Below are 15,719 nucleotides of genomic sequence, written 5' to 3'. Positions count from 1 at the left end.
TTGCACATTTTTATGCATTAGTTTTTGCACATTTTTATCGCTTACTTTCGTCTATGCACAAATATTAACATGCTTTCATGGCTTGCGCAACTATTTTTGTGCATTTTTCTGTATTTCACAAATATTGCGCTCGGCTTTTGTGCACATTTTTACGCTTTTTATTTTATGCAGTTTTACAATGCACATTTTTTTGCATTTCTGTTGTTTTTTCTTCTAACACCTGTTATAATAATCCCATCTTACAAATGTACCAGAGGTGCTGATTTATGAAAAACGGATATACAATCAAGGAGATTTCGCTTGCACTAAACCTGTCCAGGAATACAGTCTCTAAAGTATTGCGTAACAAGCCTGGTGTTTCTGCCAAAACTTACAATATGGTCATGGATTATCTTTCCGCCAATGAAGTGACTAAGGAAACCGAATCCACCGCTCCGATCAAGGAATCGGTCAAAGGAAGTATTGTTTTGTCATATCACCTTGAAAATACAGAATATCTTAATAACATTGTCGCTAATATTGAAAAAGTGCTGAAATCAAATGGCTATACACTTTTCCTGAACATTATACGAAACGATTATCACAGCGATATACCAATTCCCATCAGCATATATGAAGGTTCGGTATGCGGGATCATTTCCTTTAATGTTTTCGATAAGCGTTATTGGGAAGAAATCATATCCCTGAAGATCCCTGCAGTTTTTATTGATACTTTTTGTAATCCGTATTATTTTGCCGGAAGAACTGATATCATCACTGCAGAGAGTTCAGGTCCGATCTATAGACTTGCAGCGCGTTTTATAGAAAGAGGGAAAACTTCCTTTGGATATGTGGGTGACAGGGAATTTTGTTATTCCACTTACCAGAGATGGAGTACACTGAAAAATGTTTTGGAAGAATATAAGCTGGTACTTAAAGACGATAACTGTATCCTGTTTAATCAGATGAACGAGAATTTTGATCTCTATGCCTACTTTAAGGACACCATTGCAAAAATGCACAAACCCCCGGAAGTTTTCTTCTGTTCCAGCGATATTTATGCCATTCAGGTATCCAGAGCTTTACAGGAATTAGGATTCCGGATTCCCGCCGACGTCTCTGTAGTCGGATTTGATAATACTTCTGAGACAATGCGCCAGCTTCCCACGATCACTACTGTTGATGCACATTCTGACTATCTCGGCAGAATAAGTGCACAAAAATTAATAGAACGCATCAACCACCCGGAAAATCCATATGAATTTCTGCTCTGCCAGTCAGATATTGTACTGAGGGATTCCACTGATCTATAATTATGGGGTTCTAACTGCTCTCGGAGGTATACAGAGCATCTGTATACCTCCGAAAATGGTTTTCAGTCAATCTCCCTACGCCTCTTTCATACAAAGACGCACCGGTTCCCTCTTAAAAGCCAGCGGCAGCGCCAGGATATTCGGCTCTCTTCCCACATATTTCTTCATAGCATCCTCTAACGCCTCCTCGAACGTGGCTCTGGTCTTTAATCCCATCCCCCTGGCTATCCCCGGCTCCTGTGCGCCGACTATGTATATGGCTGATGTATTCATTTCTGCAATATGGCCGCATTGCATCATGGAAAAACCATGATAAGGGTGAAACGCACCGGCAAACCGGTATTTTCTCACATACTCCTCATTTGTTGCAAAATACTCTTCATACTTCTCCATATCAGGGAGTATATTCATGTGGTCGTGCTGGTACAATTCATAAATTTCCCGCAGATATGGCCAGCGCTGGTCATGGAAATACCCATTGCATATGGAGGAGCATAAGATCACACAAATGTCGCTCATTACCCTCTTATGAAGAACGATCTGTGCAGATAGTGCCTGCATCATCTGGATTGGATTGGTCCCCATGCCATCCCCATAGTAAAAATTCTGAGGCATACCAAACACCATAACATCATATTTCTTCTCCGCCCAGTGTACATATGTCCTCTTGTCTGCTGTGCACCATGAGACCGGCTGCATTTCCTTTGCATAACCGCTGTTGATCTCTATCTGCCGGCAAATGGAATCCAAAACAGCATCACAGCAGAAAAACTTTTTTCCCATACATTTCTCCATGTGCATTCCAATCTCATCAAACTTAGATATAAGCGGAGACCGATCCATGGCAGGCGCATGAACCCCCTCAAGCACCGATTTGGGAATGCAATGGGCCGCAAGGCTTCTCCAGTGTGTGATTCCTGCTGCGCAGTGCTTATACCCGCCGGTATACCCTCCATAGGGAATCCCCTGTGTATGTCCGATCATAACAGCTATATCTGAATCATAGACATACTTATTCATCAGAACTCTGTCACCACGCTCCGTACAGCCTAAATCCACCATATGCTCATGATCCTCGCTGTCATGGCTGATAATCTGATGAGTGCTATAAAATGCATGAAAGATTTCATCACCAAGGATTTGCTGCATTTCTTTTTTACTGGTTCTGGGATGCAGGCCGTTTGAGAATATCAGAAGAATATTCTTCTTCTCAACACCAGCCTTATATAATTCTTCAAGTATCAGCTTAACCGCCAGCTTCCTGTGTGAGGTGGGATGGCATCCTCCCGTTATGATATCAGATATTATGATTGTCACGGTACTTTCCCTGTCGGCCAGTTCAGAGAGCGGCGGCATTCCCACAGGATGTAAAATAGATTCTCTTGTTCTTTTTACCAGCCGGTTCCGTGAAATACACACAGGGTCAGAAGTTGTTATTCCCGGGATAAAAACATCGGTCAGATGATCCGGCAGCTCGGCCGACATCATGCCTGTACCATATTCAAAGTTCAGTTTCATACTGCTTACCCTCCCCAAATTCTTTATCTCTGTTTTATTCCATGTACTTTTTCCACCTCCCAATATCATTTATCACATATTTTTGTCATTACTTACAATTTATATGGTTTTTTCTTCCTTTTCAACCACATTTTACACAAACGTTTTTCCTTGCACCTGTATTTTTACCGTTAATTTAATTATTATTGTCTTCTCTTTTTTCTTTACTTTTATAAACAAATTTATACGCAAACGTTTGTACTTTTTAGCGTTTTAATATTTTATATTTTCAATATAATGAAAATATGGCTGCATAGTGTAACCAAAATCACATTTATAGCGACATAGAACACGTTCTTAAAAAGGAATAGATTATGAAATATAACCCGTACGAATAGAAACTCCCAGCCAATACATATCCCCCTCACCTGACATTTTTATATATACCCTGTACTCTTTGGGGATTTCTATGATAGTATGGATTCTCTGTATTGGCTTATAATAAACATCACAGGAGGAACTTAAATGACACTGAAGGATATTGCAAAGGAGGCTGGGGTTTCCATCTCCACAGTCTCAAGAGTTATAAATAATAAAGGCAGCAATGCAGCCAGTAAACATACGCAGGACAAAATCTGGTCTATTGTCCGAAAAAACGGATACATCCCAAACGCTGCCGCCCGGATTTTAAAGAATGGCAGCCCTGTTCCGGATCAATCCGCCCCGTCTTATTCTATTGACTGTATTTACGGTGATCATTCCAGAACAGATGTCAGCCCACTTTACCAGGAATTAGAACGGGCTATTGAACAAATCGCTCTTCGCCAAAAATGTACTGTACGCCGCTCTTTTTTTCTGGAAGAATTTTCCTTTCCGCCAACTCCCCCTAAAACGCAAAAAAACAACGCTGACGGCGCTGTTCTGTTCGGAAAACGATGCCTGACACAGCGGCAGCTTGAGCTTCTTGAAGCCACCTACAGGCACCTTGTATACATTGGGATCAACCCTCTGGACCTCAAATGCGACCAGGTTATCTGTAATGGCTATCACGCATCTGTGACTGCGGTAAAATATCTGTATCGGCTGAAGCATAAAAAAATCGGATATCTTGGGGAACAAAAAGAAAATTCCTGCTTTCAGGGATATAAGCAGGCATTGAAGGAACTGAATCTGCCCTTTCATATAACCAACACTGTAAATGTTAAGCAGACCATCGAGGGAGGATATCATGGCACAAGGCTTCTTATGGAGCGCGGGGTTGACATTACAGCCATTCTCTGTGCTGACGATCTGACTGCTATAGGCGCAATGCAGTGTTACCGGGAATATAAACAAAAGATCCCAAAGGATATATCTGTTATCGGAATCGGTGATATCCCCCATGCCCAGCGCACTGCCCCTATGCTGACTACCATTCATGTCCCGATAGAAGAACTGGCAAATATCGCCCTGAAGGTCCTGCTGGACCGGATTCAGGGCGGACATAAACTGGAATTAAAAGTGGAACTGCCCCATTACATTGCCAAAAGGAACAGTTGTGCCAGATTAAGCAGGTAGTTCTCCACAGCCTTCGCTTATCCCCTCCGCTTTCTGTCTTTCAGCTTACAGAAAGCAATTGCCACCACTGTACTGATCAAGGTAGCCACAATTCCCGGACCTACAATGCCGGCAGGATTCGTACTGCCGTACTGGCTTCTGTAAGCTATGATATTTACCGGAATCAACTGCAGGGAAGAAATATTCAGAATCAAAAAAGTACACATCTCATTGCTGGCTGTCCCCCGTGGCAATATATGCAGTTTTTTCCCGGAATTTCTATCTGCCACCTGTCCCAGCCGCCTTTCATCCTCCAGCTCCGCCAGCTTTTCCATGGCCTTCAGCCCAAACGGAGTCGCCCCCCAGCCCAGTCCCAGGAAATTCGCTATAATATTGGCAGAAATATACTCCATTGCAGGATGATCCTTCGGCAGATTAGGAAATAAAAAACGCAGCAGAGGCTGCATTTTCTCCGTCATCTTCTCTATCATGCCGGAAGACCTGGCTATCTCCATGACACCCATCCACATGGCAACAATACCCGCCATGGTAATGCAGAGCACAACTGCCTCCTTTGCAGACGAGAGCGCCGCATCCGTGATCTCCCCCATACGCCCTGTCATGGCGCCGTATGTAATTCCTATGAGCATCATTGCTCCCCAGAGAATATTCAGCATGTTCACGCCTCCGGAAGCTTTTTCTCTACTATATGTTTGTGCAGGATATTTTATTCTAATGAGCCGCTTCTGTTATCATATCAGCTTCTGCGATGGGATTTTCTGTAACAGTTCAGCCTTCCTTTATCCCGCGAGGTGTTGCCTTGCAATTGCAAGGCAATCCAGAGACAGCCACGCGCCAGACTGTGGTTTATGCAGTCTGTACCCTGAAGGGCAGAACTGTGCATGCTTTTGTTGCTATGAAGCCGGAAGGCTGAATAGTAACAATTTTCTCCTTCTGTTTCTCCCCGGCTCTTGACTTTCTCTGTACATCTGCTACAATAGCAAAAAACTTCTTCAGGAGGTAATTATTATGCCCCATACCATTGCGCTTGCCCAGTGCGGTTCCCTTCCGGACACAACAAAAAATCTGAAAACAGCAGAATATTTTATTCACCAGGCTGCCAATGCCGGGGCAGCCCTTATCGTGTTCCCGGAATATTTCATGTATCCCTGTATTGGCGATCCAACTCTTTATGTAAACCACTCCCAGAGCATAGAAGGCCCTTTTGTCTCCTGCATGAGTGGGCTTGCAGAAAAGTTCGGTATCTGGATTCTTTTCGGCATGAATGAAGCTGCCCCGAAGCTCCGCCAAGATAAGTGCTTCAACACCCTGATTCTTCTGGATGACAGCGGTATCCTGCAGGGAACTTACAGAAAGACACATCTGTTTGATGCCTTTGACTGGCATGAGTCAGACCACACTGCTGCCGGGGACGTTCTTTTTTCCCCGTTGGAAACACCCTTTGGCAAGCTGGGGTTAGGCACCTGCTATGACCTGCGCTTTCCGGAGCTGGCACGCAGTGCCGCATTACAGGGTGCTGAAATTTTCATTTATCCCTCCGCCTGGGTACAAGGGGATATGAAAGCAGTTCAATGGAAAACCCTCCTGGCGGCAAGAGCTATTGAGAACGGCATGACTGTCCTTGGATGCAGCCAGTACATAAAAGACACCTTTATTGGGCAGAGTTTCGCCTGTGACCCCTTCGGCAGGGTACTGGCAGACGCAGATGAATCTTCCCAGCTGATTCTCGTCCCTGTCACCCCGAAAGACAGCCTCAGGGCCCGGCACTTAGTTCCCTCTCTAAAAAATATGCGGAATGATCTGTATTAGAATGCAGGGTTCACACCCCTAAGCACCGCCTGCATCCATTTTCCTCCTGCGCATAATGTACCTTTATAACGAAAATACCCCGGAAGCCACAGCCTCCGGGGTATCCCTCCACACGCTCATCCCTGCACCCAGGAACTATACTCTTCAATTTTCTGCAATATATCATCCTTCTGCTCACCCTCCGCAGGCGTAGGCTGATAATTATTATATCCATCCTCAGAGGAAATCCTGCACGGAATTATATTCTTTACATTATCCTCCTGCAGTTCCCCGTCCTTTATGGTAAATGTCTGCTGAAATATCATGGTATTCATATCAGACGGATACGCGTTGCCGCCAAAGCAGAAATTACCCAGGCTGTACACAATATTCTTCCCCTGGTACTCCTCAATCCCTTCCAGCACATGCGGATGGTGCCCAAGGACTAAGTCTGCCCCGTTATCTACAGCCGCATGGGCGAGTTCTATCTGTGTGGAGTCCGGTTCATATGCCTTCTCTGAACCCCAATGGAAGCTGGCAATAATGATCTGCGCCCCCTGCTCTTTCAAAGACTGCAGATTGGCGATCATAGAATCTTTTATTCCAAGTCCCTCTCTCAGCACATAAGTACCCAGCAGTCCCACCTTGACTCCCTTCACATCCATCACAGCGATCCGGTCATAACCAAATGTGGTGATCCCCTCATCCTCCAGTGCCTTAATGGTGTCTGTGTAGCTCTGCTCACCATAATCCTTGCTGTGGTTGTTGGCCATGTTTGCAGCCTCCACGCTGCCGGCGGTAAGTATTTTGGCGTAAGCCGGGTCTGCCTTGAATGCAAACTGCTTGTCCTCACGCGCCTCACTGTTGGTAAGGGTTCCCTCAAAATTCACGATCGTCAGATCATCCTGCGAAAAAATAGGCTGAACATTCCGGAAAAAATAGGCCGGGTCGCCCACCTCCTCATATTTTGCAGGGAGGCTGTCACTCCAGTCAAAAAACTCATCGGTTCCCAGCGTACAGTCACCTGCTGCGCTGACGGTGATCGTCACAGGTTCATCTTTCTTCTTCTCTGCCGCATCTGACGCCTTGTCCGTATCCGGACTATCCTCAGCTTTTCCGGCGCTGTCCTTTTTCTCCGATTTATCCTGAGCAGTCTCTGTTTTGGCTGTCTTGGCCTCCGCGCTGGTCTCCTTTTCCGAAGATCCGGCAGACATGCCTTTTCCCACAACGAAAATAAGGAGAAGAATCAGCACCAGAGCTGCATCCACTCCGAAAATAATCTTAATCCTTCTGACTTTCCGCTCTCTTTCTCTCTTTCTTCTTTCCTGTTCTTTTTTCCTGTAATGGTACGCCATTTATATCCCCTTCTCTTTCGGACAGCAGAAGACTGCCCAGTACCTTTGTATCCCTCTATTCCTCTTCCAGGAGGGCCTGATAGATATCTCTTTTACTGACCCCTCTGTCCTTTGCCACTGCTTTCATGGCTTCTTTTCTATCCATCCCCTGGTTTACATAATAATCCATATGTTCCTTTAAAGGCATCTCACTCCAGCGCTGCTGTTCCTCAGCCTCCATTTCACTGCGGCTCCGTCCCTCCAGGACTAATACACATTCACCCTTAGGATCATTCGACCCATAATAGGAAACAGCCTCGGTAAGCGTAGTCCTGAATATGGTCTCATGTCTCTTGGTAAGTTCTCTGCACACAGAGATCCTGCGTTCGCCCAATGTCTCCAACAGTTCCTGGAGTGTCCTGACAAGCCGATGGGGTGCCTCATACAGCACAATGGTCCTGGTCTCGTTTTTCAGCTCCTCAAGCACTTTTCTTTTCTCTTTTTTATCTGAGGGCAGAAAAGCTTCAAATGCAAAACGTCTTGTGGATAGTCCTGATAAAGTCAAGGCCGTGATACACGCCGCTGCACCGGGAAGAGCTGTCACCGTAACTCCCGCATCCCAGCACATAGCCACCAGTTCCTCACCGGGATCGGAAATTCCGGGTGTCCCTGCATCTGTGACCAGTGCAATATTTTTCCCTGCCTGCATCTGTTCCACCAGATATCTTCCCTTATCCATCTTATTATATTCATGATAACTGGTCATGGGCGTCTTAATATCAAAATGATTCAGCAGCTTAATACTGTTTCGGGTGTCCTCCGCCGCGATCAGATCCGCCTCTTTTAAAATACGCACCACCCGGTAAGTCATGTCCTCAAGATTGCCGATGGGTGTGGCGCACAAATATAATGTTCCGCTCATGTTTCCTCTTCTCCTGCAGCTCTTTCCTGCCGTTCTCGACCATAAATCTCCAAGATCTCGTCTGTATACACTCCCGGTTTCTCGTAGACGATCAGCGGCTTCTCCACGGTTATCCGGGAATTTCCGCCTCTCATCCCCTCAATAAGCACAAGATTTGGCTCCTTATCCACATAAGGATAGACCAGACGCATCCTTTTAGGCTCCAGCTTATACTTCACCATGGTTGACATAATTTCCGCCAGCCGAAATGGCCTGTGCACCATATAAAATCTCCCTTTTGGGACCAAAACGGAAGCTGCCTGAGATATAACGTCATCCAGGGTGCATAGGGTTTCATGGCGGGCAATGGTCTTCGCCGTGTTTTCCCCCACCAAACCATGACTCCCGATCATATAAGGAGGGTTGGTAGTAACCGCATCAAAAGAAGACGGGCTGAAAATCTCAGAAGCCCTCTTGATGTCCCCTGTCTGAATTACAATATCGTCCTCCAGGCTATTGTAAGCTACGCTTCGTCTGGCCAGCGCAGCGCTCTCTTCCTGGATCTCCAGGCCGGTAAAACGGCCTCCGGGATACCTGGCTTTCAGCAAAATAGGGACGATACCCGTCCCCGTCCCCATATCCAGCACCTTCTCACCTGGTTTTACTCTGGCAAACCAGGCAAGAAGCACTGCATCTATTCCAAAACAAAACTGTTTGGGGTTCTGAATCAGCATATAGCCGTTCTGCAGATCATCCAGACGTTCATTTTCCATAATTAGAGATTTCTCTGCCACTTGACCGTCCTTCCTATTTCTCCAGTTCCTTTAATGCCTTCAATTCCTCGTCAGACAATTTTATTTTTTCTTTTTTCTGCCGCGGTTTGAATTTCAGATCCTCCACAGCATATTCTCTGATCTCTTTCTCGTCATCCACATCCACGATGACCTTCACAAGCTGACGCAGCACATTTACACTCTGCACCTCGCCTCTGAGTCCCTCCGGTGTGTTCACTCTGTCTCCGACCACAGGCAGTTTCCGGTTCAGCTCCTCATAGGTCTCCTCCTCGTTCTTCAGACAGCACATAAGTCTTCCGCACACCCCTGATATCTTGGTTGGATTCAGAGAGAGATTCTGTTCTTTCGCCATTTTTATGGAGACAGGAGCGAATTCTGACAGGTAAGTATGACAGCACAATGCCCGCCCGCAGATTCCAATGCCTCCCAAAATCTTTGTCTCGTCCCTGACACCAATCTGGCGCAGCTCGATTCGTGTCTTGAAGATAGCCGCCAAATCCTTCACCAGTTCACGGAAATCAATCCTTCCGTCAGCAGTAAAGTAAAAAAGGACCTTATTGTTGTCAAATGTATATTCCACGTCTATGAGCTTCATTTCCAGCCCGTGCTCTTTGATCTTCTTCAGACAGATCTGATAAGCTTCTTTTTCCTTTTTTCTGTTGCTCTCCTCTTTTTTGTCGTCCTGTGGGCCTGCGATACGGATAACCTCTTTCAGAGGCTGGACCACCTTCTCATCCTCCACATCCCTGGGGGGCAGAACCACACTGCCGTACTCTACGCCCCTGGCGGTTTCCACGATCACATGGTCACCGGATTTTATTTCCAGATCCTTAGGGGAAAAATAATAGATCTTTCCCACATTCCGGAATCTGACTCCAATCACTCTTGTCATTTTAGTTCTCCCTGATAGTAAGGAACAGAAGTTCCATTGTTAAGTCAAAATTAACGTTTGCCTGCAGACGTGTCTTAGCAGTCTCAATGGCCTGGATGATCTTCTCCAGCCCCTCGTAGGAACTCTTGTCTGCACGATCCTTGATCGCATTATATTCCTGACGGAACACCAGCCCGTCCACCTCTTTTGTAGCTTTGAACATCAGCACATCCCGGAACCACACTAAAAACAGGTCCAGATATTCATACACGGTATGCTTTTCCTCTGAAAGTGTTTTGATGGCATCCACCATCTCATAAACTTCCATGCCGTCTCCCTTTTTCAGGATCTTAAGGGCAGCATCCATCATATCGGCAAAATCCTCTGCGGTCGCGATCTGCTTTGCCTTCCCTACATTTCCCTGGGCAAATGCCACGCTGACCTCTGCCTGGTAATCGGGCACATGCAGTTCCTCCATAAGATAACTCTTGATCAGATCATCCCTGACCGGTTTGAAGTTCAGGGTCACACATCTGGATGTGATGGTAGGAAGCAGACTCGTGTTGTTGTTAGCCAGTAGCAGGATCACCGCATAAGCGGGCGGCTCCTCAATGGTTTTCAGAAGAGCATTCTGCGCCTGGACGGTCATCTTCTCCGCCTCGTCCACAATATATATTTTATAAGGCCCTGTATAGGGTTTGATCTCCACATCTGCAATGAGCTGTTCCCTGATATCCTCAATACCAATGGAATTTGGCTTCAGATGACTGACATAGATAATGTCCGGATGATTCCTGTTCATGGCCTTTTTACATGAGCCGCACTGCAGACACGGCTCTTTTCCGTGCTTCTCGCATTGCAATGTCATGGCAAACAGCTTTGCCAGAAGTTTTTTTCCGCTCCCTTTCTCTCCTGCAAAAATGTAGGAATGGGAAACCTGATCCATGGCAACCGCATTTTGTAAATGACGGATAACCTCCTCATGTCCTAATACCTTTTCAACTTCCTGCATTGCAATCACCTCTATCCTTCCGCCCTGCAATAAGGGCATTTATATAATACTATTCGCAGCCACTGTTCCGGGAGGCGTTTTCTCCAAGGGGATGCTGCGCTATGCAGAGCAAAATCCCGAGTTGGCCAGCGCCAAAATGCAGTTAACTGCATTTTGTGCCCTAAAGGGCAGAACTGTGCATCGCGAAGCGTGTTACTGTTCAAAAAACTGCGCTTTAAATATACTGCGAACAGTAACATTTATGTTCAGAGCTGGTCTGCACCGGCTCGTTTCTATCATTATAGCACAGGTTTTCCGAGTCCTGCAACGTTTGGTACGCTTACTTTTCTATTAAGGTTCTGTTAAATTACTGTTCACAGGCCACTGTACCGGGAGGCGTTTTCATGCCGGAAGCATGAAAATCCCGAGGCAGCCAGCGCGATATGGGGCAGACTGCTCCATATCTGTGCATCGCGAAGCGTGTTACTGGACACGGAGTAACAGTAACTCTGTTAAATAATCGGATAATATGTTAAGCGTTCCGGCTGCGGATATAATCCCGGATCTCCTTCATACAGCTTTCCAGCTCCACGTTATGAAAACGCCTTCCAATTCCTGCCCTCTCCAGATTCTCCTCAGAGAAATCCTCTGTGTCGGCCAGAAAACGCCTGCACATTTCCGCATAGCGGGGCTTCTCCTGTAATTCTTCCCTTGCAAGGGCACGTTTTAAACGCTCCCCATCCTCAACTTCCACATAAATGGGGCACACATTTTCCTCCCCATAGTATCTCTTCATATTTTCATAGGACTCCAGTGTTCCGATCGCCAGATAATTATGGGTTCTCAAATCCACCTGCCCGTCATCCGCTGTAAAATAAGTCCATGGTCCGTGCACAGTCTCATAAGTCCTGTATTCAATCACTTTTCCCTCATTTTTAAACTGCCCGAAGCGGTTTTGGTCCACAAAATGATACTCCCGCCCATCCGCCTCACCCTGGCGGATAGGACGCGTAGTATATAACAAAATATGAAAAAGCTCCAGCTCCCCGTCATGGAGGAGCCTGCTGTAGATCGTATCTTTACCGGAAGAGCTCTTGCCCATAATATAAAAAATCCTGCCCATCTTTCTGTTCCCCTATCTCTTGAGTACGTGAATCTTCTTTAGAGTATAGTCACTTAGCCCCTGAATGTCCAGCCCCTGTTGTTTCCAGACGCGAAGCTGATCCAAAATGTGGCTGCTGATCCTCTCTCCGGGCACCAGAAACGGGATTCCCGGGGGATACAAATATGCGTATTCGGAGGAAATCCTGCCTTCACTGCCCTCCAGATCAATCTCCTCCTGCACGCCCTCCACAGCTTCCGCTATGGCAGTGCAGGCCTCCCCGGAGATATAATCCCTCATATTCTCAAAGTACAGGTCGGCCTTCCCAGGCGTACTCTCCCTACCGATTTGCAGGGATTGCCAGGCATTACCTGACGCACTTTCCCTACTGCTCTTCAGACATTGCCTGGCCTCACCTGATACGTTTTCCTTACTGCTCTTCAGACATTGCAAGGCCTCACCTGACGTGCTTTCCTTACTGCTCTTCAGACATTGCCTGGCCTCACCTGATGCACTTTCCTTACTGCCCTTCAGACATTGTTCTGCCTCACCTGATACGCTTTCCTTACTGCCCTTCAGGCATTGCCGGGCCTCTGGGCCTCTCGCTCCTTCCAGCTCTTTGTCAATTTCCAGAAGCGCCTTCTCCAGCCTGGCAAAGCCTTCCTCTGTATCCATGACACTGGTAAGTGCGATCACGTACTGGCTTGCCGCCATTTCCATCTGCAAATGATACCGCTCCAACAGGATCTCATGAAGCTTTGCCCCGTCTATGGAAGTATTGGCCGTAGATACCACCATTTTTGACTCATCCAGGTCATACACAAAGCCCAGCCCTGTTATCTCACCTTTTTCAAGCAAATGCAGATTTTTAAGACCTGCCAGTCTCTCCCTGCAGCACCCCAGCCGTACTGTATATTCATCAAAAAGCTCTCTTCCCTCCCCCTGCATCAGCCTCAAACAAGCATCCATCCCCGCCATAAACAGATAGGAAGGACTGCTGCTCTGATAAATCCCTAAAAAACGCCTGAGCTTATCTGCACTCACCCGCTCACTGTTCCTGTGCAGAAGGGCTGTCTGTGTCAGGGACGGCAGCGTTTTATGTAAACTATGGATCACCACATCTGCCCCGCAGGCAATCGCTGACACAGGAAATGCCTCTGAAAACGGAAAATGAGCCCCATGAGCCTCGTCCACGATCAAAGGAACATGGTATGCATGAGCCGCCTCAGCAATCTTTTTCACATCTGAAACCACACCGTCATAAGTGGGTGACGTAATAAGAACAGCCTGGATTCCGGAGTTCATTTCCAGCATGTCTGTCACGTCCTCCGGGGAGATTCCCCCATTCAAACCCACAATCCTGTCCGCCTGCGGAAAAAGATAATGCGTTTTCAGTCCCCTCAGATAAGCGGCGTGATAGGCCGCCTTATGGCAGTTTCTGGCCATCAGGATTTCTCCGCCTCTGGAAGTACACGCAGAGACTGCAGACAAAATCCCCGCCGTGCTGCCATTTACCAGATACCAGGATTCCGAGGCTCCATAAAGAGACGCGGCCCTCCTCTGCGCTTCCAGCAAAATCCCCTCCGCATGATGCAGATTATCAAACCCATCAATCTCAGTTATGTCAACTTTATAAGGATTTTTAAGCGCCTCCGGGCAAAACTCCCGCTTATGTCCGGGCATATGGAACGGATAATAATCCTTTTCGCTATATTCATATAACGCTTCATCCAGCCACATCTCTTCTCCCATCCTTCCTCCTATCCCTGTCATTCCTTATCTGCGCATAAGATCATCTTCATAATCTCACTTACAACATCCGTGAGTACCGTCTTTTTCTGAACCTGCTTATCCCTGGTCACAATCTCACAGCATCCTTCCTTCATATTTCTCGGACTTGCAATCACACGTATGGGCACTCCCATCAGGTCCGCATCTGAGAACATAACCCCGGCACTCACCTTTCTGTCATCATAAAGCACCTCCACGCCGCGTTCCTGGAGTTCCTCATAAAGCTTATCTGCAAACTCCTTTACTTCCTTATTATCCGGTCTTACACAGCACAAATGCACCTGCCAGGGAGCAATAGCCATAGGCCAGATGGGTCCATACTCATCATGATGCGCCTCACAGACAGACGCTGCCAGTCTTCCAATACCGATCCCATAACAACCCATGAGAGGATACTTCTCCTTCCCATCCTTATCCAGGTACTGCATCCCCATACTCTCCGTATACTTTGTACCAAGCTGAAAAATATTACCCACTTCAATGCCTCTGGATACCCGGATGGTATGCCTGCCGCATTCCGGGCACACGCCGCCCTCTGTGATCTTGGCAAAATCATGATACTCTGCCTCCGGGCAGTCCCTCTCCATACAAAGCCCCGTATAATGATGTTCCTCAACATTCCCGCCGCAGGAAAGATTCATTCCACCCTTCAAAGAGTTATCATAAAGGACTGTGAAATCCCCCTTCAGACCAAAAGGCCCAATAAATCCCGGATGCAGGCCGGATTCCTGTGTGATCTCAGCGGGACGTATTTCACTTTTCAGAAAATTAGTGACCTTCGTCTCATTCACATCCAAATCCCCGCGGATAAACAACACCACAAACCCATCATCCGAATTCTTCTGATAAACCACCGCCTTACAGGACCTTTCCTTGGGCATATCCAAATATCCGCAGACATCCTCAATCGTATGCATATCCGGTGTATACACAAGTTCCAGCTCCTTCTGCACATCATCCTGTACATTTTGGGTGATACTCTCAGCCATCTCCACATTTGCCCTAAACCCACATTCCGGGCATACCGCAATAGAATCCTCCCCAACAGGAGTCAGTAGCATAAATTCATGAGACAGACTGCCGCCCATCATCCCGGAATCCGAAGCCACAGCAATGGTCTCCGGAATCCCAGCCCTTGCAAAAATCCTCTCATAAGCATGATAACACTTCTGATAATATTCCTCCAGGTCCTCCTGGGAAGTATGGAACGAGTAAGCATCCTTCATAGTAAATTCCCGCACTCGGATAAGCCCTGCCCTTGGTCTTGCCTCATCCCGAAACTTAGTCTGGATCTGATAGATCATAAACGGATACTTCGCATAACTCTTTCCATACTCCCGCACAAGCTGCACCGAAGCCTCCTCATGTGTCATCCCCAGCACCATCTTACTCCCATTCCTATCTGTAAACCGAAGCAATTCACTCCCCACACTCTCATACCGCCCCGACTCTTCCCAAAGCGAAGCCGGCATAGCCACCGGAAACTGCACTTCCTGTCCCTCGATTCGATCCATCTCTTCCCTGATGATCCCCTCAATCTTCCTGCAAATCCTCCTAAGCGGCCCAAACTGCGAATAAATCCCATTCCCCACATACTTCATATACCCGCCTCTCACCATCAAAGCATGACTATCAATCACACAATCCGCCGGCCTTTCCCGAAACCTCTCTCCTACAACTTTTTCCATCTTCATTACACATTTCCTCCATTTTCATTTTTATATTAAAACCTTTTTCTCTATTTACATCCCAAGATATCCCATGCAGCTCTTCACAATTCCCACTCATCCATACACAACCC

At 46.8% G+C, this 15,719-nt stretch carries 13 protein-coding genes; 3 read left to right on the top strand and 10 right to left on the bottom strand.

The genetic code is table 11. The features are described from left to right. Positions 1 to 266 precede the first annotated feature (266 nt). On the top strand, positions 267 to 1,292 hold the full coding sequence (locus CI595_RS15470; RefSeq protein ID WP_095174531.1) for a substrate-binding domain-containing protein: 1,026 nt from the start codon (positions 267 to 269) through the stop codon (positions 1,290 to 1,292). A gap of 75 nt (positions 1,293 to 1,367) precedes the next feature. Here CI595_RS15470 and CI595_RS15465 read toward each other — a convergent pair whose 3' ends face one another. Then, the gene (locus tag CI595_RS15465) at positions 1,368 to 2,810 is read right to left on the bottom strand and encodes a lactate racemase domain-containing protein (RefSeq protein WP_095174530.1); all 1,443 of its coding nucleotides are present in this window, start codon (positions 2,808 to 2,810) and stop codon (positions 1,368 to 1,370) included. Between the two features lie 504 nt (positions 2,811 to 3,314). Between CI595_RS15465 and CI595_RS15460 the strand changes: the two genes are divergently transcribed. Beyond that, positions 3,315 to 4,346: a LacI family DNA-binding transcriptional regulator gene (locus CI595_RS15460; RefSeq protein ID WP_095174529.1), complete on the top strand. Its 1,032-nt coding sequence runs from the start codon at positions 3,315 to 3,317 to the stop codon at positions 4,344 to 4,346. Between the two features lie 17 nt (positions 4,347 to 4,363). Here CI595_RS15460 and CI595_RS15455 read toward each other — a convergent pair whose 3' ends face one another. Continuing rightward, a complete protein-coding gene (locus tag CI595_RS15455; RefSeq protein WP_095174528.1) occupies positions 4,364 to 5,002 on the bottom strand; it encodes a nucleoside recognition protein in 639 nt (212 codons plus the stop codon). 352 nt (positions 5,003 to 5,354) lie between these two features. Between CI595_RS15455 and CI595_RS15450 the strand changes: the two genes are divergently transcribed. Further along, positions 5,355 to 6,155 carry a carbon-nitrogen hydrolase family protein gene (locus CI595_RS15450; RefSeq protein ID WP_095174527.1) on the top strand — a complete coding sequence of 267 codons (801 nt, stop codon included), beginning with the start codon at positions 5,355 to 5,357 and terminating at the stop codon, positions 6,153 to 6,155. A gap of 116 nt (positions 6,156 to 6,271) precedes the next feature. Here the strand turns inward: CI595_RS15450 and CI595_RS15445 are convergent, their stop codons facing one another. The 8 genes from CI595_RS15445 to CI595_RS15405 all read right to left on the bottom strand — a co-directional run bounded on the left by CI595_RS15445 (position 6,272) and on the right by CI595_RS15405 (position 15,612). Next, complete coding sequence (locus CI595_RS15445; protein ID WP_095174526.1) at positions 6,272 to 7,489, bottom strand: CapA family protein; 1,218 nt, start codon at positions 7,487 to 7,489, stop codon at positions 6,272 to 6,274. Positions 7,490 to 7,544: 55 nt separating this feature from the next. Continuing rightward, positions 7,545 to 8,390: a 16S rRNA (cytidine(1402)-2'-O)-methyltransferase gene (rsmI, locus tag CI595_RS15440; RefSeq protein ID WP_095174525.1), complete on the bottom strand. Its 846-nt coding sequence runs from the start codon at positions 8,388 to 8,390 to the stop codon at positions 7,545 to 7,547. After that, the gene (locus CI595_RS15435; RefSeq protein ID WP_095174738.1) at positions 8,387 to 9,142 is read right to left on the bottom strand and encodes a tRNA1(Val) (adenine(37)-N6)-methyltransferase; all 756 of its coding nucleotides are present in this window, start codon (positions 9,140 to 9,142) and stop codon (positions 8,387 to 8,389) included. The genes rsmI and CI595_RS15435 overlap by 4 nt, the downstream gene beginning before the upstream one ends. A gap of 34 nt (positions 9,143 to 9,176) precedes the next feature. Then, the gene (locus CI595_RS15430; protein WP_095174524.1) at positions 9,177 to 10,055 is read right to left on the bottom strand and encodes a PSP1 domain-containing protein; all 879 of its coding nucleotides are present in this window, start codon (positions 10,053 to 10,055) and stop codon (positions 9,177 to 9,179) included. 1 nt (position 10,056) lies between these two features. Continuing rightward, entirely contained in the window at positions 10,057 to 11,046 is a 990-nt protein-coding gene (gene holB / locus CI595_RS15425; RefSeq protein ID WP_018595388.1) for a DNA polymerase III subunit delta', read from the bottom strand. Between the two features lie 511 nt (positions 11,047 to 11,557). Then, a complete protein-coding gene (locus tag CI595_RS15420) occupies positions 11,558 to 12,148 on the bottom strand; it encodes a nucleoside/nucleotide kinase family protein (protein WP_095174523.1) in 591 nt (196 codons plus the stop codon). 12 nt (positions 12,149 to 12,160) lie between these two features. After that, positions 12,161 to 13,879: an aminotransferase class I/II-fold pyridoxal phosphate-dependent enzyme gene (locus CI595_RS15410; RefSeq protein WP_243135180.1), complete on the bottom strand. Its 1,719-nt coding sequence runs from the start codon at positions 13,877 to 13,879 to the stop codon at positions 12,161 to 12,163. Positions 13,880 to 13,896: 17 nt separating this feature from the next. After that, positions 13,897 to 15,612, bottom strand: a complete 1,716-nt coding sequence (locus CI595_RS15405; RefSeq protein ID WP_095174522.1) for a proline--tRNA ligase — start codon at positions 15,610 to 15,612, stop codon at positions 13,897 to 13,899. Positions 15,613 to 15,719: the final 107 nt, after the last annotated feature.

The organism is Blautia hominis, assembly GCA_002270465.1.
GTDB lineage: Bacteria > Bacillota > Clostridia > Lachnospirales > Lachnospiraceae > Blautia > Blautia hominis.
The sequence above is the reverse complement of the archived record's forward strand: the minus strand, read 5'-3'. Positions and strand labels throughout refer to the sequence as shown.